The following is a 23,974-nucleotide window of genomic DNA, read 5'->3' as shown; positions in this document are numbered from 1 at the left end:
GCTATTTCTAGCTAGACCTTTTTTCGTAACCAAATCAGATAAGCACCTAGTACAAAGAATAAAATAGTTAGGCATATAATGGTTTCAGCCAATACTAGGTAATCCAGAAATGGAAGTTTCAAAATTCCCTGAGCCATCTTGAGCGAAGTAGCTGTGATAATGGTTGGGAAGGTGAGGGCTGAGAAGGCTGGTTGAAAGCCTTGTTTTAAAATATTGGGCAGGCGAGTCAAAACAAAGAAAAAGAAGAACTGGGAAGCCAAAATCATGGCAATCAAGAGCCAAGTCGGTAGGCTGGCTCCTCCAACTCGAACTAGGGAAGCCAAGAGTAGAGAGAAAGGAGCACAGTAGATACCTTCTTGCCCAAGCAAGGCTAATGGGAGTGGATTTTTCTTTAAATCGCTATAAATAAGCGGATAGAGATAGAAGGTTAGGAGAAAACCAAAACTCAAGGTCGCATAGGCAATTTCGATGATACCTACAAGAGGATAGGTTAAAGCAGCCACTGCTATCCCTACATAGAGAACAGTCCAACTTGGAGTCGCATTGACTCTCTTACCTGGACAAGCAAACTTGATGGTGAAACCAGCAATCAAGGCCAAATCCAAGAGAAATGAACACCACCAGAGTCCTTGCGCAACCAAAGGAAGATGAGGGAATACGCGAAAGACATAGGTCGATAAAATCATCCCAGCCATGGGAAAGGTGGCCATTCCTGATAAAAGAGGGGGCTTGGTCAACTCTTGCTTGGTTTCTTTCCAATTAAAAAGATGCAGAAGCAGAAAGTAAATCCACAAAATCAAACCTGTCAGACTCAATAGATGGGACAGAACCGGCAACGTATCTAAAACGAGATTTCCAGCTCCTGCCAAACCTAGCAAACAACCTGAAAATACTAAGGGGAGTTTTTTCATCCTAACCTCCAATAATCATGTTAGTTTCAGTATAGCATAAAAGCGCTTAAATGAGGGGATAAAAAACGAAGTCCGTTGATTTCAGACTTCATTTTTTACTCAGATATGAATTAAGCATAAGGTTGCAATTCTGGGTTAATTGGGGTATTGGCTAGGTTGTTGGCATAATTACAGAGGCTTGCTAGGCTGACACCAAGGACTACATCCAAGGCATTTTGTTGCGTGTAGCCAGCTTCTAAAAACTCAGCCAAGGATTCATCTCCTACACGACCCTTGGTATTGATAACTGCCAAAGTAAACTTAGCTAGGGTATCCAATTTAGGATCTGTTTCAATTGGAGTACGATTGCGAAGAGCTTGAATCAAGTCATCATTCATCTGGATTTGTTTGATGGAAAAGGCTGTGTGACCTGCGACACAGAAGGCACAACCATTGGTCACGGCTGCCGTGATTTGCACCACTTCACGCTCAACGGGTGTCAGGCTGTTGCGACGGTTGATAGATGCGACAGTTCGGTAGGCTTCTAAAGCAGTCGGTGCATTGGCCAAGAGACCGATTAGGTTGGGAATATAGCCATTGTTGTCTTTTTCTACTGTTTCAAGAACTTCTTTCACTTCTGCTGGTGCTGATTCTACTGTATGGATTGTAAATGTTGTCATAAGATACCTCTTTTCTTGTTATTGACACTAGTATATTGGAAAATCTTATAAAATCCTGATTCCTAAGTTTATTTAAGACAAAGGTTTATTCTCTCATAAGATTTTCGTTGTATATTATACTCTTCGAAAATCAAATTCAAACCGCGTCAGCGTCGCCTTACCGTACTCAAGTACAGCTTGCGGCTAGCTTCCTAGTTTGCTCTTTGATTTTCATTGAGTATTAGTTTATCACACTTCCAATCATTTGCATAATATATATTATATATCAGCTTGATAAAAATCATTTATAGGCAAAAAAATCACACGAGCTGTGTGATTCCATTATTTGTCAAAATACTTTTTAGTTTCAGCAATAACGACTGGTGACAAGACTAAGAGGGCAATCAAGTTTGGCAGAGCCATCAAGGCGTTAACGATATCTGCGATAATCCAGACCATATCCAACTCGATAAATCCTCCCAGCAAGACCATGAGCACAAAGACCACACGGTAGAGCCAGATAAAGCGAACCCCAAAGAGGAACTCAAAACAGCGTTCTCCGTAGTAGTTCCAACCTAGAATCGTCGTGAAGGCAAAGAGTACAAGGAAGATGGTCAAGAGAGCAGGTCCAAAGTGTGAAAAGACTGTTGAGAAAGCTGACTGAGTCAAGGCAACCCCATTCAAGTCACCACTCCAAACACCAGTTACCAAGATGGTCAAACCAGTCAGAGTACAGATAATGAGGGTGTCAATAAAAGTCCCTGTCATGGAAATCAAACCTTGCTCTACCGGTTCATTTGTCTTAGCAGCTGCAGCTGCAATAGGAGCAGAACCCAGACCAGATTCGTTTGAGAACACACCACGCGCCACACCATTTTGAATAGCCATCCGAACGCTAGCACCAGCAAATCCACCTACCGCAGCAAGGGGACTAAAAGCTGAGGTAAAGACTAAAGCGATTGTGGCAGGGATTTTCTCAATATTAAAGAAAATAACTGTAAGAGTTCCCAAAATATAAATGATAGCCATAAAAGGAACAACAGTAGTTGAAACCTTTGAAATGGACTTGAGCCCGCCAAAGACTGCAATCGCTACAAAGACAGACAAGACGAGAGCTGTGATGGCTGGCGAAATCGTCGTTGTATTTTGGATAGATTCTGTAATCGAGTTGACTTGGGTGAAGGTTCCGATTCCCAAGAGAGCAACCAATACTCCCGCTACTGCAAACAAAACAGCAAGTGGTCGCCACTTCTCTCCCATTCCTAGAAGGATATAATGCATGGGACCTCCCGCTACTGCACCATGGTCGTCCTTGGTGCGGTATTTGATGGCCAAGAGTCCTTCCGCATACTTGGTAGCCATTCCAAAGAAAGCCGCCATCCACATCCAAAAGAGGGCTCCTGGTCCACCAACCTTGATAGCCGTCGCAACTCCTATGATATTCCCTGTCCCAACGGTTGATGCCAAGGCTGTACACAGAGCTGCAAAACTGGATACATCACCATGTCCCTTATCCTGGATAAAAATAAGCTGAAAGGCCTTGGGCAGACGCAAAACCTGCAAGAGTCCTAGCCGAATAGTTAGGTAAATCCCTGTTCCGACTAATAAAATCAAGAGGGGCGGTCCCCAAGCAAAAGCATCAATTGATTTAAGCAATTCTAACATTTCCTTCTCCTATCTTTTCAACCCCAAAAGAAAGAGCACATGTAAGATACATGTACTCTGGAATGCTTAGATAAATGCTAAAAAGCGGTCTATCCTAGCTCTGTCCTTTTACCTGAGAGTTTGAGCAGTTGCCTGCCTTGCCCCTTCGGTGCCTTTACGGTCTCTCCAGAGTTCCGTCCATTTACAGTCATGGAAAATCAAACGATTTACCACTTCTATTAAACTTCATTCGGTGTTGGTATTTAATTGATTCTTATTCTACAAAAAATGTTGGCTTTTGTCAATGGATTTTGGAAAAATCTTATTTGACTCAGTAGAAAAAGATTGAGCATTCCCATGTGCGTGAGGTGCTGTTAATTAAATCAATCTGTTTCACTCCTAGTCTACACGATATAAGAATTGTTCTGGTTTATTATGTACTGGAAATGAAGCACGATAGATGATTCTATCTTTACTAATATCCGAAGCGTCTGATATTAATCCATCCATTGATGTCTCATCAGGTATTCTAACACCTGCTGGTATGAATTGAATAAAGACTCCAAAAGATGGACCTGAGTAGCGAGCTCGTAAAAAATCATTGACTATTTCTGATTCTGCAAGGTCAACCTTAAATTTCTCTGGCGCTATCAAGCCATCTTTACTAAAGACTAAATCTTCTCCTCCATGACCATTACTCCATTTTCCCTCAATACTAGAGAAATCTCCATTTTTTATGGCATTAATGTCCATTTTCCCAGAAGTATTTTGATTTGATGAAGATGCTGTTGCAGCAAATTTTTCTGTTACAGATTTCCAAGTCAGGCTAGATAGATTCATTCGAGCACCAGGACTGACTTTATCCTCTGTCTTAGCTTCTTTAACTTTCTCTAGTTTGTCCCCACTACTATTCAACTTCCAAATGGTATGAATGGTTTGTGGGTCTCCTGCGAACGGATTCCACTGGGTATAGAGGTTTCCATCTTCTAGGAGATAGGCCTTGAAGCGAGTTCCCAGCATCTGCATTTTATTTTTAGCATTGGTGAGGCGAATGACTTTCTGATTTTTGAGTGTAAAAATATCTAAAATCTCACTACCATTTTTCGAAGAGACAATCAATTCATCAATGCCATTTTTATCCATATCAACCATTGCATAGGTGAAGGCTTGACTGCGTTCTGCCATCCCTGCATAGATATTAGCAGTTAGATTGATATTATCCTTAACCTCTGCCTTATGGTCTAAAATAAATTCATAATCCTTCAAAATGCTGTTATAAGAACTGTAATCTACGCTTGGTTTGGCTTCATCTGTACTCTTGTCTTCACTGCTTCCGCCAAGAATCTTATCTGAAACTGACTTCCAGCTTAAAGTATCTAAAGAAATGGGAGAACCGACCCCAAGATCTGCTACTTCTTGAGCCTCCTTACCCTTTACCAAAGACTGTCCGTCTTCACTAAATTGGTAGTGAGCATAGATGTGACTCGTTGCTGTACCAGCTCCACGATAGAGCAGAGAATTATCTGGCAAGATACCGACTGTCATTCTCTCACCAATCTGGTCTAAACGATTTTCTTGATCAGTCAAACGAATCACCTTTTCGTCTTTCAGCGTACGAATATCAAGTAAACTCTTTTCGCCACTCTTCATTTCAAGAGCAAGCAAGAGTTCATCGACTCCATCATTATTCAAATCCGTCTTGTGATAAACTACATCTGTATAAAAGCCTTGAGAAGACTTCACTTGACTAGCTAGGGGATTGACATCTATACCTTTCGGGAAGGTGCCTTTCGCTACTTTTTCGTAGTCATCCAAAACCTTGTTATATTTGCTGTAATCTATCTCTGGAGTTGCTACTTCCTCGGATGCTGGTTCCGCGCTTTTATTCCAAGGTAGATACTGACAACCTCCTAGAACTAGTGTCAGTGAAAGTGTTGTGGTTAATAGTAACTTTTTCATATTTCTCCCTTATCTAAGAGAAAGGAACCAGCCTGTGCTAATTCCTTTCACTACTTTTATTCTATTTAACCCACTTACCTGAGCCATCTACTTTGTAGCCATCTGGGGTACGTTCGTTGACTGCCATCTTACCATTTGACTTGAGATAGTAGTCACCTACCCATGTGTTACGAGCATAGCTTCCTTCTGATGTTAGGTAATAGTAAGATTTGTAGCTACTATCATAAATCCACTCACTCTTAGCCATTTTACCATCTGATTTGAGGTAGTAACTTCCAGCCCAAGCATTACGCGCATAGCTGCCCTCTGCTGTCAAGTAATAGTATGATTTATAGTTATTGTCATAAATCCACTCGCTCTTAGCCATGTAGCCACCTGATTTGAGGTAATAACTTCCTGACCAAGCATTTTGAACAAAGTTCCCTGAAGCATTTAGGTAGAAGTAAGAATTGTACTGAACATCAAAAATCCATTGATTGACTACTTTAACACCAGCTTTATAGTAAGAAGAACCTGACCAACCAGTCTGACCTGACTTAGAACTAGTAGATTGTTTTGGAGTTGCAGTAGTTGTTGGTGTTGTGGATGATTGTGTTGAAGATACTAGACCAGCAAATTTACCGTCTTTAATACTAAAAATAGGAGATTCTCCTTTGTATTGATGACGAAGCTTAGTTTGAGGATCAATATAAAATTCACTTACATAGGCTTCATATTTGTATTCACCATCAGGAATCGATTCATATGAATAAGAGTCAATGCTGCTTTTTGTTAAATCATAGGATCTCAATCTAACACTTGCTCCGGTGTCATTATCCACAACCTCTTTTGTTTTAGCATTAACAAGCTTCGTTCTTACAATAATAGAATCTTGCTTACTATTCCAATTATTAACAAAATTAGGATTAACACTATCAATTGAAAAAGTGACAGAAACGCCACGATTTTTATCATAACCAACCAAACTTAGATTGACCTTGTGATCAACATTACCAACTGCAACAATGTCATCAGCATGCACTGTTTTTGCTGAAAAAGGTAGAACTCCCGCTGTGTCAATAGTTGACAATACTCCGACTGTTGAAAGTGCCAAAGCACATACTAATAATTTCTTTTTGTTCATGTTATTCATTTCCTTTATTTTTTAGTCTTTATTTGTTTAAAGTGCAACATTTATCTATCCGACAAAACGATGATTCTTTACACGAAAGACAACAGATTGTCCATCATATACCTTACCATCTTGTCCTTTTCCTTTGATAACAAAGAGATAACTTCCATCTGGAGTTGCACTAAAGAAGTGACGAGTTTGAAAAACACGTAGACTTGGACTGTAAGTAGCAGTAAAATGAGCATCTGTAGAAACCTTACCTGTATTTACATCAATTAAGGCAAAATCATAGGCTACTTGATAAGATGAAGATGGAGTACTAGGTAGAGCAATATCGATATAGGTCATAGCATCATTGACATGGTAAAGGCTTATTCCTAATGATGTTGCTTGTGAACTGCTGGCTGTATGAGTTCCCTTAGAGCGGATCCACTTACCTGATCCATCAACTTGATAACCATCTGGTGTACGCTCATTCACTGCCATCTTACCATTTGACTTGAGATAGTAGTCACCTACCCATGTGTTACGAGCATAGCTTCCTTCTGATGTTAAGCAATAGTAAGAGCTGTAGTTACTGTCATAAATCCATTCACCTTTAGCCATCTTGCCGTTTGACTTGAGATAATAGTTACCCACCCAAGTATTACGGGCGTAACTTCCTTCCGACGTTAGGTAGTAATATGAACCATAATTCTTATCATAAATCCACTCGCTTTTAGCCATATATCCACCTGACTTGAGGTAGTAGTTTCCTACCCAAGCATTTTGAACATAATTACCTGAAGCATCTAGGTAGAAGTAGGAATTATAGTTCTTATCAAAAATCCACTTACTGGTAACTTTGCTACCATTTTGGTAGTAGGACGAACCTGACCAGCCATCTTTTTGACTCGTTGTTGATTGGTTAAAAGTCTTTGGAGTTGAGGAAGCTGTTGTTTTACCAGTCAACTTCTTAACAGCCTCTTTAAACTCTTCTACAGTCCCCTTCCACTCTATGTAATTGGCACCAGACTTATTTTCAAGAGCTATATAATTTCGAGCAGTTTCTTCGAAATAAGATAATTCTGGAGTGGTTTTTGTAGCCCAAATAATGGGACGATTAGCAGTTCCCTTCCATCCTTTAAATACTTCTGAATCTTTTGGAACAAGAATATAATATTTAGCAGTTGGATTAAGCGTTTGTGTGTCAGCCTGCACTGTTTGCGCTGAAAAAGGTAGAACTCCTGCTGTGTCCACAAGAGAGACCAATCCAAATGTTGCAGCCGCTAGGCTAGTTACTAAAACTGTTTTTGACTTCATCATCAAAAATCTCCTTTAAAATTTTATTGTTTACGATTACAGTATAGCATGCTATTTACCTTATTTACGAAAAGCGTATCTATATTTACCTTTATTGAACAATTCCCCCCCCCCCGAAAAAGCGTAACTATATTTACTTTTTTCTAAAAATTCTCTTAAAAACTGGTAGAATTATGATAGAATGGAAAAAAGGACTTGAGGAGATTTAGGATGCAAGATGAAAGTGTTTATGGATTAGTCTATAAGGCCATCCGTGAGGAGAGAGGGTTTACACAGAAGGAAGCCGCTGGTACTACAGTGACCCCTCACTTTTTACGTCAGTTTGAGCAAGGGAAATCTCGAATAACCATTCAAAAATTTGAAGAGATTCTGTCTAATATTGGAATTGATAAGGAGACCTTTGATAGTCTCAAAACGCAGATGTTTCCAACTGAATTTCATAAATTACAGGCTCAAGTTGCTGATTTGGCCTATAAGCGTGAATTTAAAAAGATCCTTAGCTTGATTAATCAGCCTCTGGAAAATCCTGGAATCGCTGAACACTATGTGATCGCCAATCGTGTAGTCAATAAATTTGCTATCGCAAACATCATCGGCGATTCTTTTCTGACTCCAAAAGACTATCAAGAACTAGAATATATCAAGAACTATCTAAGTGAATTAGACGACTGGAACAAAATTGAGGTCAATATCTTTTCATCTATCCTGCCTCACTTTTCAATCGAATTTTTAGATTATAGACTCTACCACTTATTAGATACTCTAAAAAAACAGACTGAATACCATTCAATCCGTACTGCTGACTACTATATTGCCTGCTTAAGAACTGCTATCAAGCATTACTCTGTTAATGGCTACTATGACAAAGCTGAGAGCTTAGCTATGAAAACCTTGGAAGTGATTAATACTTTCCCTCTACTGAGCACCAAGATGACAGAGATGATTAGTCTTTCCATGGAACGGGCTAATAATTTTCTCAGAAAAGATGATGTCAGAGGTCTAGAGCTTGCTAAGCATATCTTTGCCAGTCTTGATAACTTTGAAAAGGTCTATCCAAATCAACTTCTGACTCGAATGAGAGAGGATTTCTTTGTTACTGTCACACAACTCAATCACACTGGACAACCTTTAGATGTCTAGGTTAGAAATCAAAAAGCTTGAGGAACAACATATTTCCTCAGGCTTTTCTTATCCTTTAAAAGTGACAATAGTCGCGCCACTGCCTCCAGCATTTTGTGGGGCATAGCCAAAACTCTTGACATGTTTGTTTCTTTGTAGGTATTTGGTGACTCCTTCACGGATGACACCTGTTCCGATACCATGAATGATATCAACTTGAGCCATATTGTTAAGCAGGGCTTGGTCGATAAAGGCATCTAGCTCATTCATAGCCTCTTCATAGCGTTTGCCTCGAAGGTCCAGTCTGGCTTGTGGACCTCGGCCAGATGTCCGTTTAACAACATTGACTTGTTTCTTCTTAACTGGCTTTTCTTGCTGGGCTTGAACAAGGTCAAACTCTTTCTCTTCCAGGGTCATCTTAATCAAGCCAACTTGGGCTTCCCAGCGGCCGTCCTTGAGTTGACTGGTCAGGGTACCACGCTGGCCATAACTGAGAACCACGATATCATCTCCCACCTTTGGAGCTCGTTTTTTCTTGGCCTTTTGAAGTATCTTGTTTTTAGACAAGTCTACTTTTTCAGGAGCCAATTTTTTAAGCTTGGCCTTGGCTTCAATGATTTCGTGGGGCTTGAGTTGAGATTTAGTGTGGAGATTTTTGAGAATCTGGTCACTTTCACTTAGGGCCATGTCTACAATCTCACTAGCTTGTTCACGCGCCTTGTTAAGCTCGGTTTCCTTTTCACGATTGAGCTCGTTGTAGAGTTTTTTGAGAACACGATTCATCTTGAGATTTTCTTGCTCCACCTCACGGATATTGTCCAAGCGTTTGCGACTCTCTAGAGTCTGCTCTTCCAGTTGCTCAATGATTCGGTTGACATCATTGTCCTGATCAACCTGCTGACTGGCATCCCCTACGATAACTTCAGATAGACCTAGACGTTTGGCAATTTCAAAGGCATTGCTTCGGCCAGGAACACCCTGCATAAAGCGATAGGTCGGGCGTAGAGTTGCAGTATCAAACTCCATGCTGGCATTTTGCACAAAGGCTGTCTCAATACCGTAGGCCTTGAGTTCTGGATAGTGGGTAGTCGCCATGGTCTTGACTTGACGCAGGCGAAGGTCCTCCAGAATAGCCATGGCAAGGGCAGCTCCCTCTTGAGGGTCTGTACCAGCCCCCAACTCATCCAAAAGCAAGAGTGAATGTTGATTGACCTTGCTAAGAATATCCACAATATTAGTCATGTGGCTAGAGAAGGTAGACAAGCTCTGCTCAATAGACTGCTCATCCCCAATATCTGCAAAGATTTCTTCAAAAATACCAACACGACTTCCCTTATCAGCTAAAATCGGCAAACCTGACTGAGCCATCACCTGTGTCAAGCCCAGAGTTTTAAGCATGATGGTCTTCCCACCTGTATTGGGACCTGTAATGACAATCGCTGTTAAATCTTGACCAAAATGGACATCATTTGCGACAGCATTTTTGACCAAAGGATGGCAGACATGGAGCAATTGAATTTCCTGATTTTCTGACAGCTGAGGAACGACTGCTTGCCTTTCTTGGATAAAGCGGACCTTGGCACGAATCAAGTCCAGATGGCCGATAATCCAAGCATCATTAGCAATCTCAACCGCATGAGGGCGAACACGCTCAGAGATTTCTTGGAGAATGCGAAGCATTTCATAACGCTCATCTGCTCGCAAACTAGCAATTTCTTCGCTCAGTTTGACCACCTCACGGGGTTCGATATAGACGGTGTTTCCACTAGCAGAAATATCATGAACGACACCTGCAATCTTATTGCGGTAGGTATTTTTGACTGGTAAAACCTGACGACCATTTCTGCTAGCAACGATTCCTTCTGTCAACATCTGCGCTTTTTGTTTGAGCAAATCTTGCAAGACATCGCGGACCTGACTCTCGCTGTCATGGATTTTTCGACGGATGCGCGCCAATTCTTCACTGGCAAAATTTTCAATGAAACCTGCATCATTAAAGGCTTGGAGATTTCCTTGTAATTGCGGAAAATCGTGTAATTTCTCAAACCAAAGGGCTAATTCTTCCAAGCTGACATTTTCCAAATTGGCATAAAAACTTTGCAGTTCTCTACTAGCAAGAAGCACGCGCTTCAAGAGTAGGAACTCCTCGATATTGAGATCCGCCCCCATCTCCAATCGCTTGCAGACTCCTGCAATTTCCTTAGTTGCGAGAATGGTAAAATGCGGTTGCTCGACAAAGAGAGCCTGCATTTCCTTCATCTCAGCAAAAACCTGTTTGATTTTATCTGCTTTGGCAGTCGGAGCCAGCTGTCTCAATTGCTTCAAGCCCTGCTCGGTCAACAAATGGGGTTCAAACAAGGCCTTGACCTTATTGAACTCTAATGTTTCTAATATTTTCTTATTCATCTTTATTTCCTTATCTTTGAATGTCTAGGTGTATGATACTAAATGAAAATCAAAAAGCAAACTAGGAAGCTAACCGTAGGTTGCTAAAAACAGTGTTTTGAGGTTGCAGATAGAAGCTGACGTGGTTTGAAGAGATTTTCGAAGAGTATTAGCTTTTTACATTCTGATAGATTCGAGTTAATCTGTAAACAAAGGGCTAGGAAAACTCCTGCCCTTTTTATCCGATTAAATTTGTCACCCAGATTTGTTTGAGCCAACTGGTTGTTACCGGTATGCTCTGGATGATGTGTTTTGCGACGACACTCTTTTCAAGAGGATTTTGTATAGCTGCCATGGGGATGGTCGCCAAGATGGTCAAGGCCACTTGCAAGACAAATAAGGTCACCAACATGGACAAGATACCTGCTGAAACTTGGAACAACTTACCACCCAATTTTTTACTAGGGATCAAGTGTAATAGGAGACCAAGCAAACGACCGATGCTATAGACAATCCCAAATACAAGCAAGTAGCCGATCCCTGCATAAAAGACCTTATCCAACTGAAAGAGTTGATCCGATGGGAAAAAGAAAGTTCCCTGACCTTCCTGCGGATTTGCATAAGGGAGCAGCAAATGAAACTGCTCGCCAAGCCCCTTGTAAAACTGACCAGCCATAAAAGCAGATGCCATAGCTGAAATCAGGTAATAAACCTGTAAGAGCAGGCCTCTCCGATAGCCGATATAAAATCCCCAAGCCAAGACCAATAGAAGAAGGAGCGAAATCATAAGGAGTCCTCAATCTTGCTCTGTTCTTGCTTGCAAGTCACAAGCTTGTGGCGGAGTTCTTCTATCTCTTGCTCCTTATCGTCAAATTCAATCTCACGGCTGAGCTGAGTTGATAAACAGTTGACTGCCAACAAAAGAGCGATGGTTTCATCGTCTGCACTAGGCATTTGTTCTCTAATTGCTTGGTATTTTTCTGTCGCAACCTTGGCGATTTCCTCCATAAAAAGGTTATCATGCTCGCTTGTCAAGGTTAATGATTTTTTCCCGAATGTAAATTTGAATCGATTTAGATTTGCCATAAAATTCACCTCACGATATTATACCAAAATTCGCTAATTTTGTCAGTTTTTACAAATTTGCCTGCTTTTATGGTACAATAGAAACTATGGCAAGTATAACACTCACACCAAGCGAAAAGGAGATTCAGGCTTTTCTTGAACACTATCAAAGCAGTCTAGCTCCCAGCAAGAATCCCTATATTCGCTACTTTTTGCGACTACCTCAAGCAACGGTTTCTATCTATACTTCTGGAAAGGTCTTGCTTCAGGGTGAGGGAGCCGAGAAATACGCTCGTTTCTTTGGCTATCAAATGGTAGAAGAAACCAGCGGACAAAATTTCCCTTTGATTGGGACAGATGAGGTGGGAAATGGTTCCTACTTTGGTGGGCTTGCAGTTGTGGCTTCCTTTGTCACACCAGACCAGCACGACTTCTTACGAAAACTCGGTGTGGGGGATTCTAAGACTCTGACCGACCAAAAGATTCGTCAGATTGCCCCTATCCTCAAAGAAAAAATCCAGCACCAGGCACTGCTTCTCTCACCCAGCAAGTACAACGAGGTCATCGGAGAACGCTACAATGCTGTTTCTGTTAAGGTTGCCCTCCATAATCAGGATATCTATCTCCTCCTTCAAAAAGGTGTTCAGCCTGAGAAAATTGTGATTGATGCCTTTACCAGTGCTAAAAATTATGACAAGTACTTGGCACAAGAGGCCAATCGTTTCAGCAATCCTATCAGCTTAGAAGAAAAGGCTGAGGGAAAATACTTGGCTGTCGCGGTTTCTTCTATCATTGCGCGTGATCTCTTTCTGGAAAATCTTGAAAATCTGGGACGAGAACTGGGCTATCAACTTCCAAGTGGAGCTGGAACGGCTTCTGATAAGGTAGCTAGCCAGATTTTGCAAGCCTATGGTATGCAGGGACTCAACTTCTGCGCCAAACTGCACTTTAAAAATACTGAAAAAGCGAAAAAACGCTTAGAAAGGTAAGTTATGAATTCATTTAAAAATTTCCTAAAAGAGTGGGGATTGTTCCTCCTGATTCTGTCATTACTAGCTTTGAGCCGTATCTTTTTTTGGAGTAATGTCCGCGTAGAAGGACATTCCATGGATCCGACCCTAGCGGACGGCGAAATTCTCTTTGTTGTCAAACACCTCCCTATTGACCGTTTTGATATCGTAGTGGCCCACGAGGAAGATGGCAATAAGGACATTGTCAAACGTGTCATCGGAATGCCTGGCGATACCATCCGTTACGAAAACGATAAACTTTACATCAATGACAAAGAGACAGATGAACCTTATCTAGCTGACTATATCAAACGCTTCAAGGATGACAAACTCCAAAGTACCTACTCAGGCAAGGGCTTTGAAGGAAATAAAGGAACTTTCTTTAGAAGTATTGCTGAAAAAGCCCAAGCCTTCACAGTTGATATCAACTACAACACCAACTTTAGCTTTACTGTTCCAGAAGGAGAATACCTTCTCCTCGGAGACGACCGCTTGGTTTCGAGCGACAGCCGCCACGTAGGTACCTTTAAAGCAAAAGATATCACAGGGGAAGCTAAATTCCGCTTCTGGCCAATCACCCGTATCGGAACATTTTAAGAAATCGAAGAGGCCGAGAATCAAGAATCTCAGCCTCTTCTTCTATCGTGAGAATATGATTATTCACTATCCAGTTTGATTAAGATAGAAACAAAGTTATACTCAATGAAAATCAAAGAGCAAACTAGGAAGCTAGCCGCAGGTTGCTCAAAACAGTGTTTTGAGGTTGCAGATGGAAGCTGACGTGGTTTGAAGAGATTTTCGAAGAGTATTAACTCTCACCTATTTATGCAAAGGAATCTTATGGAAGTTTATTTTTCAGGAACCATTGAACGGATTATTTTTGAAAATCCCAGCAATTTTTATCGCATCCTCCTCCTAGAAATCGAAGATACGGACGCAGAAGATTTTGATGATTTTGAAATTATTGTCACGGGCACCATGGCTGACGTGATTGAGGGAGAAGACTATACTTTTTGGGGGCAAATTGTCCAGCACTCCAAGTATGGAGAACAACTGCAAATCAGTCGTTATGAACGTGCAAAACCAACTAGCAAGGGCTTGGTCAAGTACTTTTCAAGTAGCCATTTCAAGGGGATTGGGCTCAAGACAGCTCAGAAAATTGTCGATACCTATGGCGACAATACCATTGACGAGATTCTGCAACACCCAGAAAAGCTAGAAGGCATCTCAGGACTCTCTGCCAAAAATCGTGAGGCTTTCGTTTCCACCCTTCGTCTCAACTACGGAACCGAGATGGTTTTAGCCAAACTTGCTAACTACGGCATTCCCAATAAACTAGCCTTTCAAATTCAAGACTTTTACAAGGAAGAAACCCTTGATGTGGTTGAAAATTATCCCTACCAGCTGGTTGAGGATATCAAGGGCTTGGGCTTTACCATTGCTGATCAACTAGCGGAAAAACTAGGAATCGAAAGTCAGGCTCCTGAGCGCTTTCGTGCCGGTCTAGTTCACAGTCTTTTTCAGGCCTGTATGGAAACAGGGGACACCTATGTTGAAGCACGGGACTTGCTAGAACAAACCCTAACTCTCCTTGAATCTTCCCGTCCCGTGGAACTGGACCCCAGCCAAGTTGCCCAAGAACTCTCCTACCTGATTGAAGAAGACAAGGTTCAGCAGATTGATACCAAGATCTTTGACAACAGCCTCTTTTTTGCCGAGGAAGGCATCCGCAGTCACTTGGTTCGTATCCTTGAAAAAGGAAAACAGAAGGGACAAGATTTGGAAACCATTCAAAAACATATCGCTACTGTCGAGGAGGAGCTGGGGATTGAGTATGATAGCATTCAAAAACAAGCTATCTGCGACGCTATCCAGAACAAAGTCTTTATCCTGACAGGTGGGCCTGGTACTGGTAAGACAACTGTTATCAATGGTATCATCGCTGTTTATGCTCTTTTAGAAGGACTTGACCTCAGGAAGAAAAGCAACTTGCCGATTCTTCTTGCTGCTCCAACTGGACGAGCTGCTCGACGCATGAATGAATTAACAGGCTTGCCTAGCGCGACTATACACCGTCACTTGGGAATGACAGGCGACGATGATACTAGTCATCTGGAAGATTATCTGGGTGCTGACTTTATCATCGTGGATGAATTTTCCATGGTGGATACTTGGCTGGCCAATCAACTCTTATCAAACATCTCTTCTAACAGTAAAATTCTCATCGTGGGAGATAGCGATCAGCTCCCGTCTGTCAGCCCTGGACAGGTTCTAGCTGATCTGCTTCATATTCCCCTGATTCCTCAGACTCGCTTGGAAAAAATTTATCGACAAAGCGAAGAATCAACCATCGTCACCCTAGCTAGTCAAATTCGACAGGGCATCTTGCCAGCCGATTTCACCCAGAAAAAAGCAGACCGTTCCTACTTTGAAATTGCTAGCGGTCATATTCCAGCTACGATTGAAAAAATCTTAGGCGCTGCCCTCAGAAGTGGTATTCCTGCCCGTGATATTCAGGTTCTAGCCCCCATGTACCGAGGGACGGCAGGGATTGATGCTATCAATCAGCTCATGCAAGGCCTCCTGAACCCATCACAAAAAGATCAACTCAGTTTTGAAACTCCCCAGTGCTACTATCGCAAGGGAGACAAGGTCATTCATTTGGTCAACGATGCTGAAATCAATGTCTTTAATGGAGATTTAGGAGCCATCACAGACCTGATTCCTGGTAAATACACCGAGTCGAAACAAGATGAGATTGTCATTGATTTTGATGGCAACGAGGTCTCTTACCCACGTAACGAATGGTACAAGATTCGCCTGGCCTATGCCATGAGCATCCATAAATCACAGGGAAGTGAGTTCCCTGTTGTCATCCTACCTATCACTAGTGCTAGTAGGCGTATGCTGGAGCGCAATCTCATCTATACAGCCATTACACGCGCCAAAAGCAAGCTTATCTTACTAGGCGAATTACAGGCCTTCGACTATGCTACTCAACATATCGGAACTGCCCGAAAAACCTATCTGATTGAACGCTTCAGTGATTTATTGGAGAATGTTGAAGAAAAGCAACCAGCTGTCTCTGAAACAGCCACATCAAGTACCTCTGAACAATCCTACATCCTAACCGAAGAAAACTGGGACAGCATCCCGGCCATGATTGGGATTACAGATGCAGATCTCAAAGAGATTTTTGGAAAATAGTGCACAAGAAAACCCACCAATTCAGGTGGGATTTTTGTTTATTAATATTATTTAACTGTTGCTGTGCTTGTAATCAACTCAACAGCTTTTTTGATTGTGATATCGTGTTTCAACATATCAGCCGAAAGCAAGCTTTGTACTTGAGCAACTTCCATGTTGTAATCTGCTGCCAATTGCTCAACTTCTTTTTGGATTTCTTCTTCTGAAGCGTCAAACCCTTCAGCTTTGGCAACTGCTTCGATAACAAGGTTAGTCTTAGTACGTGACTCAGCTTCTCCCTCGTATTGTTTGTGAAGGTCTTCTTGAGTAGTTCCAGTGATTTGGAAGTACATGTCAGGGTTGATACCTTGACGTTGCAAGTTTCCAAGGAATTCGTTTACTGAGCGGTGAACTTCTTCGTGGATCATTTCTTCTGGAAGTTCTACGATTTCAGCGTTTTCTACAGCTTTATCAATTGCTGCACCTTCAACTGCATCTTTGTAAGCTTCTTCTTTAGCAGCAGCCAATTCGTTGCGGTATTTTTCTTTCAATTCAGCAAGTGTTTCAACTTCTTCGTCAATGTCTTTTGCAAGCTCATCATCAAGAGCTGGAACTTCTTTAGCTTTTACTTCGTGGATAGTTGTTACGAATTTAGCTTCTTTACCTGCAAGGTCTTCTGCTTGGTAGTCTTCTGGGAATGTTACAACTACATCAACAGTTTCGCCAGCTGAGTGACCTACCAATTGGTCTTCAAAACCAGGGATGAATTGACCTGAACCAAGTCCAAGTGAGAAGTTTTCACCTTTTCCGCCATCAAATTCAACACCATCGATAGAACCAACGAAGTCAATAACAACAGTATCGCCGTTTTCAGCAGCAGCTTCTTTGATAACCAATTCAGCCAAGTTGTTGCGTTCGCGTTCAATACGCTCTTCAACGTCAGCGTCAGTTACTTCTTTTTCTAGATCAACTGATACTTCAAGGTTTTTGTAGTCACCCAATTTAACTTCAGGTTTTGTCACGACTTCAGCTGTGATAACCCAGTCTTGACCTTTTTCCATTGAAGTTACATCAATTTTTGGTTGAGCAACGACTTCAAGACCAGCTTCTTTTACAGCTGCTTCATAAGCATTTGGCAAAAGAGCGTTCATAACATCTTGGTAAAGTGACTCTTCACCAAATTTTTGGTCGAAGATAGGACGTGGAAGGTGACCTTTACGGAAACCTGGAACATTAAGAGATTTCTTAACTGAGTTGAAGACACGATCCAATTCTGGTTTGATTTGGTCTTGAGAGATAGTGAAAGTCAAGACACCACGGTTTGTTTCTTTGTTTTCAAATGATACAGACATTCTGTCATTTCTCCTTAAAATTTTTTAAATACAGTCTATTATAACATTTTCTATAAATAAAATCTAGACTAATGCAGACAATTATAGACAACAAGCCTTTTTGCTAACTAATGAAAGTTCTATAATGAAGTTAGCCACCCAGCCCTCCTAAAAATTAGATGTTTTAACTAGCTGATAGCTAGCCCTCTATTTCATTTGATAAGAGGCTTGATGCTGTTAGGCTGACAAGCCAAGGCTAAGATTAGCCTTGGTTTAGCTGACAAAACTGCTTCAAGGGTTCCTCTTGTCAAATGAAAGCAAAATAATTGCCCTCAATCTCACCATTTTTTTTGGGACATAATCACTTTCGATTGACAGTTTGTTCTACACTTTCAAGGATGGAATAGACATCAAAAAGAACCCTGCTTTTCTGAAAAAGAGGTCTTCTTGCTAAGTTTATACTCAATGAAAATCAAAGAGCAAACTAGGAAGCTAGCCACAGGTTGCTCAAAGCACCGCTTTGAGGTTGCAGATAAAACTGACACGGTTTGAAGAGATTTTCGAAGAGTATTAATTTACATAAATAGCCAGTGTTTGATAGGGTTTGAGTAGAATTTTCTCAGACACTTCTGCGTCTTCATAGTTTGAAATCAAAATTTGTCCATTTTGGTAGACTGCTGGCAAGTCGATTTCCACTTCTTTGGCATAAAAGTTATTGAGCACTAGTAACTTTTGATCCTCAAACTGGCGTTCAAAAGCATAGACTTGTTTGCTATCTTCAAAGGCTGGTTTGTAATTTCCTTCTGAAATGATTGGCATTTCCTTACGCAGTCGAATCAAGTCTTGATAGAAGGTGAAAATCGGACCCTGGATTTCATTTTCTACATTGATGTATTTATAGGATTTACCAGCTTTCAACCATGGAGTGCCTGTTGAAAATCCTGCATTTTCAGAAGTATCCCACTGCATGGGAATGCGTGAATTATCACGCGACTTAGCTTGAATAATCTGGAAGGCTTTTTCCTGACTCTTCCCTTCCTCTAAGAGCATCTGATAGGCATTGAGCGATTCGACATCCACATAATCAGCAATAGAATCATAGTCTGGGTCAATCATCCCGATTTCCTCGCCCATATAGATATAAGGTGTCCCACGTGACAGGTGAATGCTGGCTGCTAGCATAGTGGCTCCTTCCTTGCGGAAGTTTTGAATATCAACAAAACGGTTTAAAGCGCGTGGTTGGTCGTGATTGTTCCAGAAGAGAGCACTCCAACCGTCTTTATCACTCATTTCCTTACCCCAACTATGGTAAAGACTCTTCAACTCTTCAAAATCAAAGGGAGCCAAGGTCCACTTTTGTCCATCCTTATAGTCCACCTTGAGGTGATGAAAATTAAAGGTCATGGATAATTCCTGACGATCAGGCGACGAATAGAGGACACAGTTGTCCATGGTGGTAGAAGACATTTCCCCAACTGTCATAAAGCTATCGTCTGCTCCAAAAGTGGCTTGATTCATCATACGCAAATAGTCATGAACGATAGGTTTGTCTGTATAAGCTGGCTTTCCTTCATTTTCAGGACAATCCACTAAGACTTCATCCTTGCCAATCAAATTGATCACATCAAATCGGAAACCTTTGACACCCTTGTCACGCCAGAAATTAACTACCTTGAAAAGCTCCTTACGGACATTGGGATTGCGCCAGTTAAGGTCAGCCTGGGTCTCATCAAAAAGATGAAGGTAGTATTTCCCTGTATTCCCAAAGGGCGCCCATGCAGAGCCACCAAACTTAGACTGCCAATCTGTTGGTTGGTCTTGGATGAAGAAAAAGTCTTGATAATACTTGTCCCCAGCTAAGGCTTTCTGAAACCATTCATGCTCTGTCGAACAATGATTGAGTACCATGTCCAGCATAAAGTCAATCTTGTGCTCTTGACCGACACGCACCATTTCCTCAAAATCAGCCATATCACCAAAAAGAGGATCTACTGCCATATAATCTGAAATATCGTAACCATTATCCCGTTGAGGGCTTGGATAGAATGGATTGAGCCAGACCATATCCACACCTAGTTTGGCTAAATAGGGAATTTTTTCAATAATTCCACGGAAGTCCCCAATACCATTGCCAGTGGTGTCTTTGTAAGATTTTGGATAGATTTGATAGACTACTTTTCCTTTATCAAGTGTCATCTGTTTCTCCTTTTCTGATAAAAGGGAGGAAGCAGTCTTCCGTCCCTATTTGTGCTATTTCAATTATACTCAATGAAAATCAAAGAACAAACTAGGAAGCTAGCCACAGGTTGCTCAAAACACTATTTTGAGGTTGCAGATAGAGCTGACGTAGTTTGAAGAGATTTTCGAAGAGTATTAGATTCGTGTAGCGACCATGAGAGATGCTCCAGCTTGGATCGTTGTCGGATAAGTTCCGGGAATAGTCGCTGTATAAGCATCTTGGTTGGTGATGATAACAGGAGTTTCTGTCACCAGACCTGCAGCCTTAATGACATCCATATCAAAACGAATCAGTTGCTGACCAACTGTGACATGGTCTCCTTGGGCTACAAGACTTTCAAATCCTTTGCCATCAAGACCTACTGTATCCATACCGATGTGGATGAGCAATTCCACCCCCTCGTCAGAGACAATACCAATGGCATGCTTGGTAGGAAAAAGAACCGTCACTGTCCCATTGACTGGAGAAGTCAACTCACCTTGGCTTGGTTCAATGACCAGACCTTGCCCCATGACACCTGAAGCAAAGACTGGATCCGTTGCTTGACTTAGTTCTTTCACTTGGCCAGTCAGCGGGCTAACAATTTCTACTGGAGTAAGTTCTACTGGTTCATGACTCACAAATTCTGCTTCTTCTTGAGCAACGAATTCTGCCTGCAAGTCCGTATCGTCCTCTGTTTTTGTAAAGAGACCAGCCTTACGGAAGAAGAAAGTCAAGAGCATTGGAACAAGAATAGCGACTAGCATAGTTCCTGCAAATGGCAACATGTATTGAGGTTGAATAGAGAGGATACCTGGCAAACCACCGATACCAATAGAAGCCGCAGTTACATTAAAAGTAACGGATAACATGCCTGCAAGAGCTGAACCAGTCATTCCAGCTACAAATGGATAGATGTATTTGACATTGACCCCAAAGAGGGCTGGTTCTGTAACACCGAGATAGGCTGAAATAGTGGCAGGAAGTGAAACCTGAGCCTCACGCTCATCATGACGGTGCATGAAATAATAGGCAAACACGGCTGAGCCTTGAGCAATATTAGAAAGAGCAATCATTGGCCATAGGGCAGTGCCACCAGCATCCGCAATCAATTGTGTATCAATGGCATTGGTCATATGGTGCAGACCTGTGATGACAAATGGAGCGTAGAGGGCACCAAAAATTGCACCGAAGAGCCATTTAACTGGACCAGTTAAACCTGCCAAGACAACTGATGAAAGTCCTTGTCCAATTGTCCAACCGATTGGTCCCAAAACAGTATGAGCTAAAATCAAGGCTGGAATCAATGACAAGAAAGGTACAAAAATCATAGAAATCACTTCTGGGATATGCTTGCGCCAGAAAATTTCAAGATAAGACAGACTCAAACCTGCAAGCAAGGCTGGGATAACTTGGGCTTGGTAACCGATACGATTAACAGTAAAATAGCCAAAATTCCAAACCCAGTTTGCCGCAATATCAGCTGCTGGCGTTGAAGCAACCGCATAGGCATTGAGCAACTGAGGCGATACCAAACAGATTCCGAGAACAATTCCCAAGATTTGGCTGGTTCCCATCTTACGAGAAACAGACCAGGTAATCCCCACTGGTAAGAACTGGAAGATAGCTTCACCCGGCAACCAGAGGAAGTGATTAACCCCTGCCCAAAACTGAGAAGTTTCTGTGATGGTCTTGCCATCCAACATAGACCAATGCACACCTTCCAAGACATTACGGAAACCGAGGATCAATCCACCAACAATCAAGGCTGGAATAATCGGAGTAAAGATTTCCGCCAGAGTGGTCATGACACGTTGGACCACATTTTGATTACTCTTAGCTACAGACTTGGCTGCTTCTTTGGAAACACCCTCAATACCCGAAACAGCTGTAAAATCATTATAAAAGATTGGCACGTCATTTCCAATGATTACCTGAAATTGACCTGCATTTGTAAAGGTTCCTTTAACAGCTGGAATTGACTCGATAGCCTTAACATTAGCCTTCTTATCATCTCCTAAAACAAACCGCATCCGTGTCGCACAGTGGGTTACGGCAGTCACATTTTCCTTGCCTCCAATTGCCTGAAGCAGATCCTTGGCTTCTTGTTCAAATTTTCCCATTTGATTCTCCTTATACTTGTCAAAGCAAGTTTGATTTGATAAGAATATTGTAAACGATACCAAACTTGTCTGCAACTTGTTTGATGTAAAAAGAGGATTTTTTGTCATTTTTCTAGCACTTGTATGGTAAAATAGATACAGGTGTTCATTGAACTAGACTAAAAACCTATTTAAGCAGGCAAACTGAAGAAATACCAACAATTATTTAAGCAAATCCAAGAAACCATTCAAAACGAGACTTACGCTGTCGGAGATTTCCTTCCTAGCGAGCACGACCTTATGGAGCAATATCAAGTGAGTCGTGATACCGTCCGAAAGGCCCTGTCTCTCCTCCAAGAGGAAGGATTGATCAAAAAGATAAGAGGGCAAGGTTCTCAAGTCGTCAAAGAAGAAACCGTCAATTTCCCTGTATCCAACCTAACCAGCTACCAAGAACTAGTTAAAGAACTTGGACTGCGCTCTAAAACCAACGTGGTCAGTCTGGACAAGATTATTATTGATAAAAAATCCTCACTGATAACCGGTTTCCCAGAGTTTCGGATGGTTTGGAAGGTGGTCCGCCAGCGTGTGGTGGATGATCTGGTATCCGTTCTGGATACAGACTATCTGGATATGGAACTCATCCCAAATCTCACTCGCCAAATTGCTGAGCAGTCTATCTATTCTTATATAGAAAATGGCCTCAAACTCCTTATTGATTATGCTCAGAAGGAAATCACCATTGACCACTCAAGCGACCGAGACAAGATTCTCATGGACATTGGCAAAGACCCTTATGTCGTTTCGATTAAATCAAAAGTCTATCTCCAAGACGGACGCCAATTTCAGTTTACCGAAAGTCGCCATAAGTTAGAGAAATTTAGATTTGTAGATTTTGCAAAGCGCAAGAAATAAAAGACTGAGACACCAGATCTCAGCCTTTTTCGGCTCTATAATATTTGTAGTGGGTACCCCCCTATAGATATTATGGAGCCTATTTTATTGTAGAAAAAAAGTCCCATAAGATCTATAATGAAAAGCGACAAAACAACTCATTAGAAAGAATCATATGGAACAATTACATTTTATCACAAAATTACTAGACATTAAAGACCCTAATATCCAGATTTTAGACATCATCAATAAGGATACACACAAGGAAATCATCGCCAAACTGGACTACGACGCCCCATCTTGCCCTGAGTGCGGAAACCAATTGAAGAAATATGACTTTCAAAAACCTTCTAAAATTCCTTATCTTGAAACGACTGGTATACCTACTAGAATTCTCCTTAGAAAGCGTCGATTCAAGTGCTATCACTGTTCAAAAATGATGATCGCTGAAACTTCTATCGTCAAGAAGAATCACCAAATCCCTCGTATCATCAACCAAAAGATTGCTCAAAAGTTAATTGAAAAGATTTCTATGACCGATATTGCCCATCAGCTTTCCATCTCAACTTCAACTGTCATTCGAAAGCTCAATGACTTCCACTTTGAGTGTAATTTTAGAAATCTGCCTAAGATTATGTCTTGGGACGTTGAAACAGTCCGGGGAGTGACTGTTTCAATCGGGAGATGGAGATGAGCTTTATTGCGCAAGATTTTGATAAGCTCAATATCATCACTGTTCTTGAAGGTAGAACACAAGCCGTCATTCGAGATCACTTTCTTAAATATGATAGGGTCGTCCGATGTCGAGTGAAAATTATTACTATGGATATGTTTAGTCCTTATTATGACTTAGCTAGGCAACTTTTTCCAAACGCTAAAATCGTTCTGGATCGCTTTCACATTGTGCAACATCTTAGCCGTGCTATGAGTCCGTGTCCAAATTATGAATCAGTTTGAACGAAAATCCCATGAATACAAGGCTATTAAACGATACTGGAAACTCATTCAACAGGATAGTCGTAAACTCAGCGATAAACGTTTTTATCGCCCTACTTTTCGTATGCACTTAACGAATAAAGAGATTCTTGACAAGCTTTTG

General features: G+C 41.4%; 17 protein-coding genes, 1 pseudogene and 1 riboswitch. Of the genes and pseudogenes, 6 read left to right on the top strand and 12 right to left on the bottom strand.

What is annotated here, in order from left to right; translation table 11 throughout:
- Positions 1-11: 11 nt before the first annotated feature.
- From HT693_RS00800 to HT693_RS00775, 6 genes are all read right to left on the bottom strand, one after another.
- Entirely contained in the window at positions 12-911 is a 900-nt protein-coding gene (locus HT693_RS00800; protein ID WP_000735985.1) for a TDT family transporter, read from the bottom strand.
- A gap of 110 nt (positions 912-1,021) precedes the next feature.
- Positions 1,022-1,570 (bottom strand): carboxymuconolactone decarboxylase family protein, encoded by a 549-nt coding sequence (locus HT693_RS00795; protein WP_000206766.1) that lies wholly within the window; start codon positions 1,568-1,570, stop codon positions 1,022-1,024.
- A gap of 321 nt (positions 1,571-1,891) precedes the next feature.
- On the bottom strand, positions 1,892-3,214 hold the full coding sequence (locus tag HT693_RS00790) for a sodium:alanine symporter family protein (RefSeq protein WP_138704730.1): 1,323 nt from the start codon (positions 3,212-3,214) through the stop codon (positions 1,892-1,894).
- Between the two features lie 90 nt (positions 3,215-3,304).
- A riboswitch (glycine riboswitch) is annotated at positions 3,305-3,393 on the bottom strand.
- A gap of 199 nt (positions 3,394-3,592) precedes the next feature.
- Complete coding sequence (locus HT693_RS00785) at positions 3,593-5,152, bottom strand: DUF6287 domain-containing protein (protein ID WP_138704731.1); 1,560 nt, start codon at positions 5,150-5,152, stop codon at positions 3,593-3,595.
- Between the two features lie 61 nt (positions 5,153-5,213).
- Positions 5,214-6,275: a hypothetical protein gene (locus tag HT693_RS00780; protein WP_001035285.1), complete on the bottom strand. Its 1,062-nt coding sequence runs from the start codon at positions 6,273-6,275 to the stop codon at positions 5,214-5,216.
- A 54-nt stretch (positions 6,276-6,329) separates the two neighbouring features.
- A complete protein-coding gene (locus HT693_RS00775) occupies positions 6,330-7,565 on the bottom strand; it encodes an N-acetylmuramoyl-L-alanine amidase family protein (protein WP_172924671.1) in 1,236 nt (411 codons plus the stop codon).
- 210 nt (positions 7,566-7,775) lie between these two features.
- Here HT693_RS00775 and HT693_RS00770 point away from each other — a divergent pair, with 210 nt between their 5' ends.
- On the top strand, positions 7,776-8,705 hold the full coding sequence (locus HT693_RS00770; protein ID WP_001150390.1) for a helix-turn-helix transcriptional regulator: 930 nt from the start codon (positions 7,776-7,778) through the stop codon (positions 8,703-8,705).
- Between the two features lie 48 nt (positions 8,706-8,753).
- Here HT693_RS00770 and HT693_RS00765 read toward each other — a convergent pair whose 3' ends face one another.
- The 3 genes from HT693_RS00765 to zapA all read right to left on the bottom strand — a co-directional run bounded on the left by HT693_RS00765 (position 8,754) and on the right by zapA (position 12,155).
- Complete coding sequence (locus HT693_RS00765; protein WP_138704732.1) at positions 8,754-11,090, bottom strand: endonuclease MutS2; 2,337 nt, start codon at positions 11,088-11,090, stop codon at positions 8,754-8,756.
- Between the two features lie 217 nt (positions 11,091-11,307).
- The gene (locus HT693_RS00760) at positions 11,308-11,856 is read right to left on the bottom strand and encodes a CvpA family protein (RefSeq protein ID WP_100104183.1); all 549 of its coding nucleotides are present in this window, start codon (positions 11,854-11,856) and stop codon (positions 11,308-11,310) included.
- Positions 11,853-12,155 (bottom strand): cell division protein ZapA, encoded by a 303-nt coding sequence (gene zapA / locus HT693_RS00755; protein WP_138704733.1) that lies wholly within the window; start codon positions 12,153-12,155, stop codon positions 11,853-11,855. Before zapA ends, HT693_RS00760 begins: the two co-directional genes overlap by 4 nt.
- Before the next feature lie 86 nt (positions 12,156-12,241).
- Between zapA and rnhC the strand changes: the two genes are divergently transcribed.
- The 3 genes from rnhC (at position 12,242) to HT693_RS00740 (ending at position 16,351) form a co-directional block, all read left to right on the top strand.
- The gene (gene rnhC / locus HT693_RS00750; RefSeq protein WP_172924667.1) at positions 12,242-13,123 is read left to right on the top strand and encodes a ribonuclease HIII; all 882 of its coding nucleotides are present in this window, start codon (positions 12,242-12,244) and stop codon (positions 13,121-13,123) included.
- Between the two features lie 3 nt (positions 13,124-13,126).
- Positions 13,127-13,741 carry a signal peptidase I gene (lepB, locus tag HT693_RS00745; RefSeq protein ID WP_138704735.1) on the top strand — a complete coding sequence of 205 codons (615 nt, stop codon included), beginning with the start codon at positions 13,127-13,129 and terminating at the stop codon, positions 13,739-13,741.
- Positions 13,742-13,984: 243 nt separating this feature from the next.
- Positions 13,985-16,351 (top strand): ATP-dependent RecD-like DNA helicase, encoded by a 2,367-nt coding sequence (locus tag HT693_RS00740; protein ID WP_138704736.1) that lies wholly within the window; start codon positions 13,985-13,987, stop codon positions 16,349-16,351.
- A 47-nt stretch (positions 16,352-16,398) separates the two neighbouring features.
- Here HT693_RS00740 and tig read toward each other — a convergent pair whose 3' ends face one another.
- The 3 genes from tig to treP all read right to left on the bottom strand — a co-directional run bounded on the left by tig (position 16,399) and on the right by treP (position 22,002).
- Positions 16,399-17,682 (bottom strand): trigger factor, encoded by a 1,284-nt coding sequence (tig, locus tag HT693_RS00735; protein WP_138704737.1) that lies wholly within the window; start codon positions 17,680-17,682, stop codon positions 16,399-16,401.
- A gap of 549 nt (positions 17,683-18,231) precedes the next feature.
- Positions 18,232-19,857, bottom strand: coding sequence for an alpha,alpha-phosphotrehalase (treC, locus tag HT693_RS00730; RefSeq protein WP_000171232.1), 1,626 nt, complete (start codon positions 19,855-19,857; stop codon positions 18,232-18,234).
- Between the two features lie 177 nt (positions 19,858-20,034).
- A complete protein-coding gene (gene treP / locus HT693_RS00725) occupies positions 20,035-22,002 on the bottom strand; it encodes a PTS system trehalose-specific EIIBC component (RefSeq protein ID WP_000514338.1) in 1,968 nt (655 codons plus the stop codon).
- 183 nt (positions 22,003-22,185) lie between these two features.
- Here treP and treR point away from each other — a divergent pair, with 183 nt between their 5' ends.
- Both treR and HT693_RS00715 read left to right on the top strand, forming a co-directional pair.
- The gene (treR, locus tag HT693_RS00720; RefSeq protein ID WP_000760673.1) at positions 22,186-22,896 is read left to right on the top strand and encodes a trehalose operon repressor; all 711 of its coding nucleotides are present in this window, start codon (positions 22,186-22,188) and stop codon (positions 22,894-22,896) included.
- A 154-nt stretch (positions 22,897-23,050) separates the two neighbouring features.
- A pseudogene (locus HT693_RS00715) lies at positions 23,051-23,974 on the top strand (ISL3 family transposase); the annotation flags it as partial.

Source organism: Streptococcus sp. 2154, from assembly GCF_013277255.1.
In the GTDB taxonomy this organism is placed as follows: domain Bacteria; phylum Bacillota; class Bacilli; order Lactobacillales; family Streptococcaceae; genus Streptococcus; species Streptococcus pseudopneumoniae.
This window is presented reverse-complemented; position numbering and strand designations above follow the sequence as displayed.

Bases quoted from the DNA above. Each gene is read 5' to 3' on its own strand.
- HT693_RS00765 (WP_138704732.1), bottom strand. From the start codon at position 11,090: ATGAATAAGAAAATATTAGAAACATTAGAGTTCAATAAGGTCAAGGCC.
- HT693_RS00740 (WP_138704736.1), top strand. From the start codon at position 13,985: ATGGAAGTTTATTTTTCAGGAACCATTGAACGGATTATTTTTGAAAAT.
- HT693_RS00785 (WP_138704731.1), bottom strand. From the start codon at position 5,152: ATGAAAAAGTTACTATTAACCACAACACTTTCACTGACACTAGTTCTA.
- HT693_RS00790 (WP_138704730.1), bottom strand. From the start codon at position 3,214: ATGTTAGAATTGCTTAAATCAATTGATGCTTTTGCTTGGGGACCGCCC.
- HT693_RS00780 (WP_001035285.1), bottom strand. From the start codon at position 6,275: ATGAACAAAAAGAAATTATTAGTATGTGCTTTGGCACTTTCAACAGTC.
- zapA (WP_138704733.1), bottom strand. From the start codon at position 12,155: ATGGCAAATCTAAATCGATTCAAATTTACATTCGGGAAAAAATCATTA.
- HT693_RS00770 (WP_001150390.1), top strand. From the start codon at position 7,776: ATGCAAGATGAAAGTGTTTATGGATTAGTCTATAAGGCCATCCGTGAG.
- HT693_RS00775 (WP_172924671.1), bottom strand. From the start codon at position 7,565: ATGAAGTCAAAAACAGTTTTAGTAACTAGCCTAGCGGCTGCAACATTT.
- HT693_RS00795 (WP_000206766.1), bottom strand. From the start codon at position 1,570: ATGACAACATTTACAATCCATACAGTAGAATCAGCACCAGCAGAAGTG.
- rnhC (WP_172924667.1), top strand. From the start codon at position 12,242: ATGGCAAGTATAACACTCACACCAAGCGAAAAGGAGATTCAGGCTTTT.
- HT693_RS00760 (WP_100104183.1), bottom strand. From the start codon at position 11,856: ATGATTTCGCTCCTTCTTCTATTGGTCTTGGCTTGGGGATTTTATATC.
- treP (WP_000514338.1), bottom strand. From the start codon at position 22,002: ATGGGAAAATTTGAACAAGAAGCCAAGGATCTGCTTCAGGCAATTGGA.
- lepB (WP_138704735.1), top strand. From the start codon at position 13,127: ATGAATTCATTTAAAAATTTCCTAAAAGAGTGGGGATTGTTCCTCCTG.
- treC (WP_000171232.1), bottom strand. From the start codon at position 19,857: ATGACACTTGATAAAGGAAAAGTAGTCTATCAAATCTATCCAAAATCT.
- tig (WP_138704737.1), bottom strand. From the start codon at position 17,682: ATGTCTGTATCATTTGAAAACAAAGAAACAAACCGTGGTGTCTTGACT.
- HT693_RS00800 (WP_000735985.1), bottom strand. From the start codon at position 911: ATGAAAAAACTCCCCTTAGTATTTTCAGGTTGTTTGCTAGGTTTGGCA.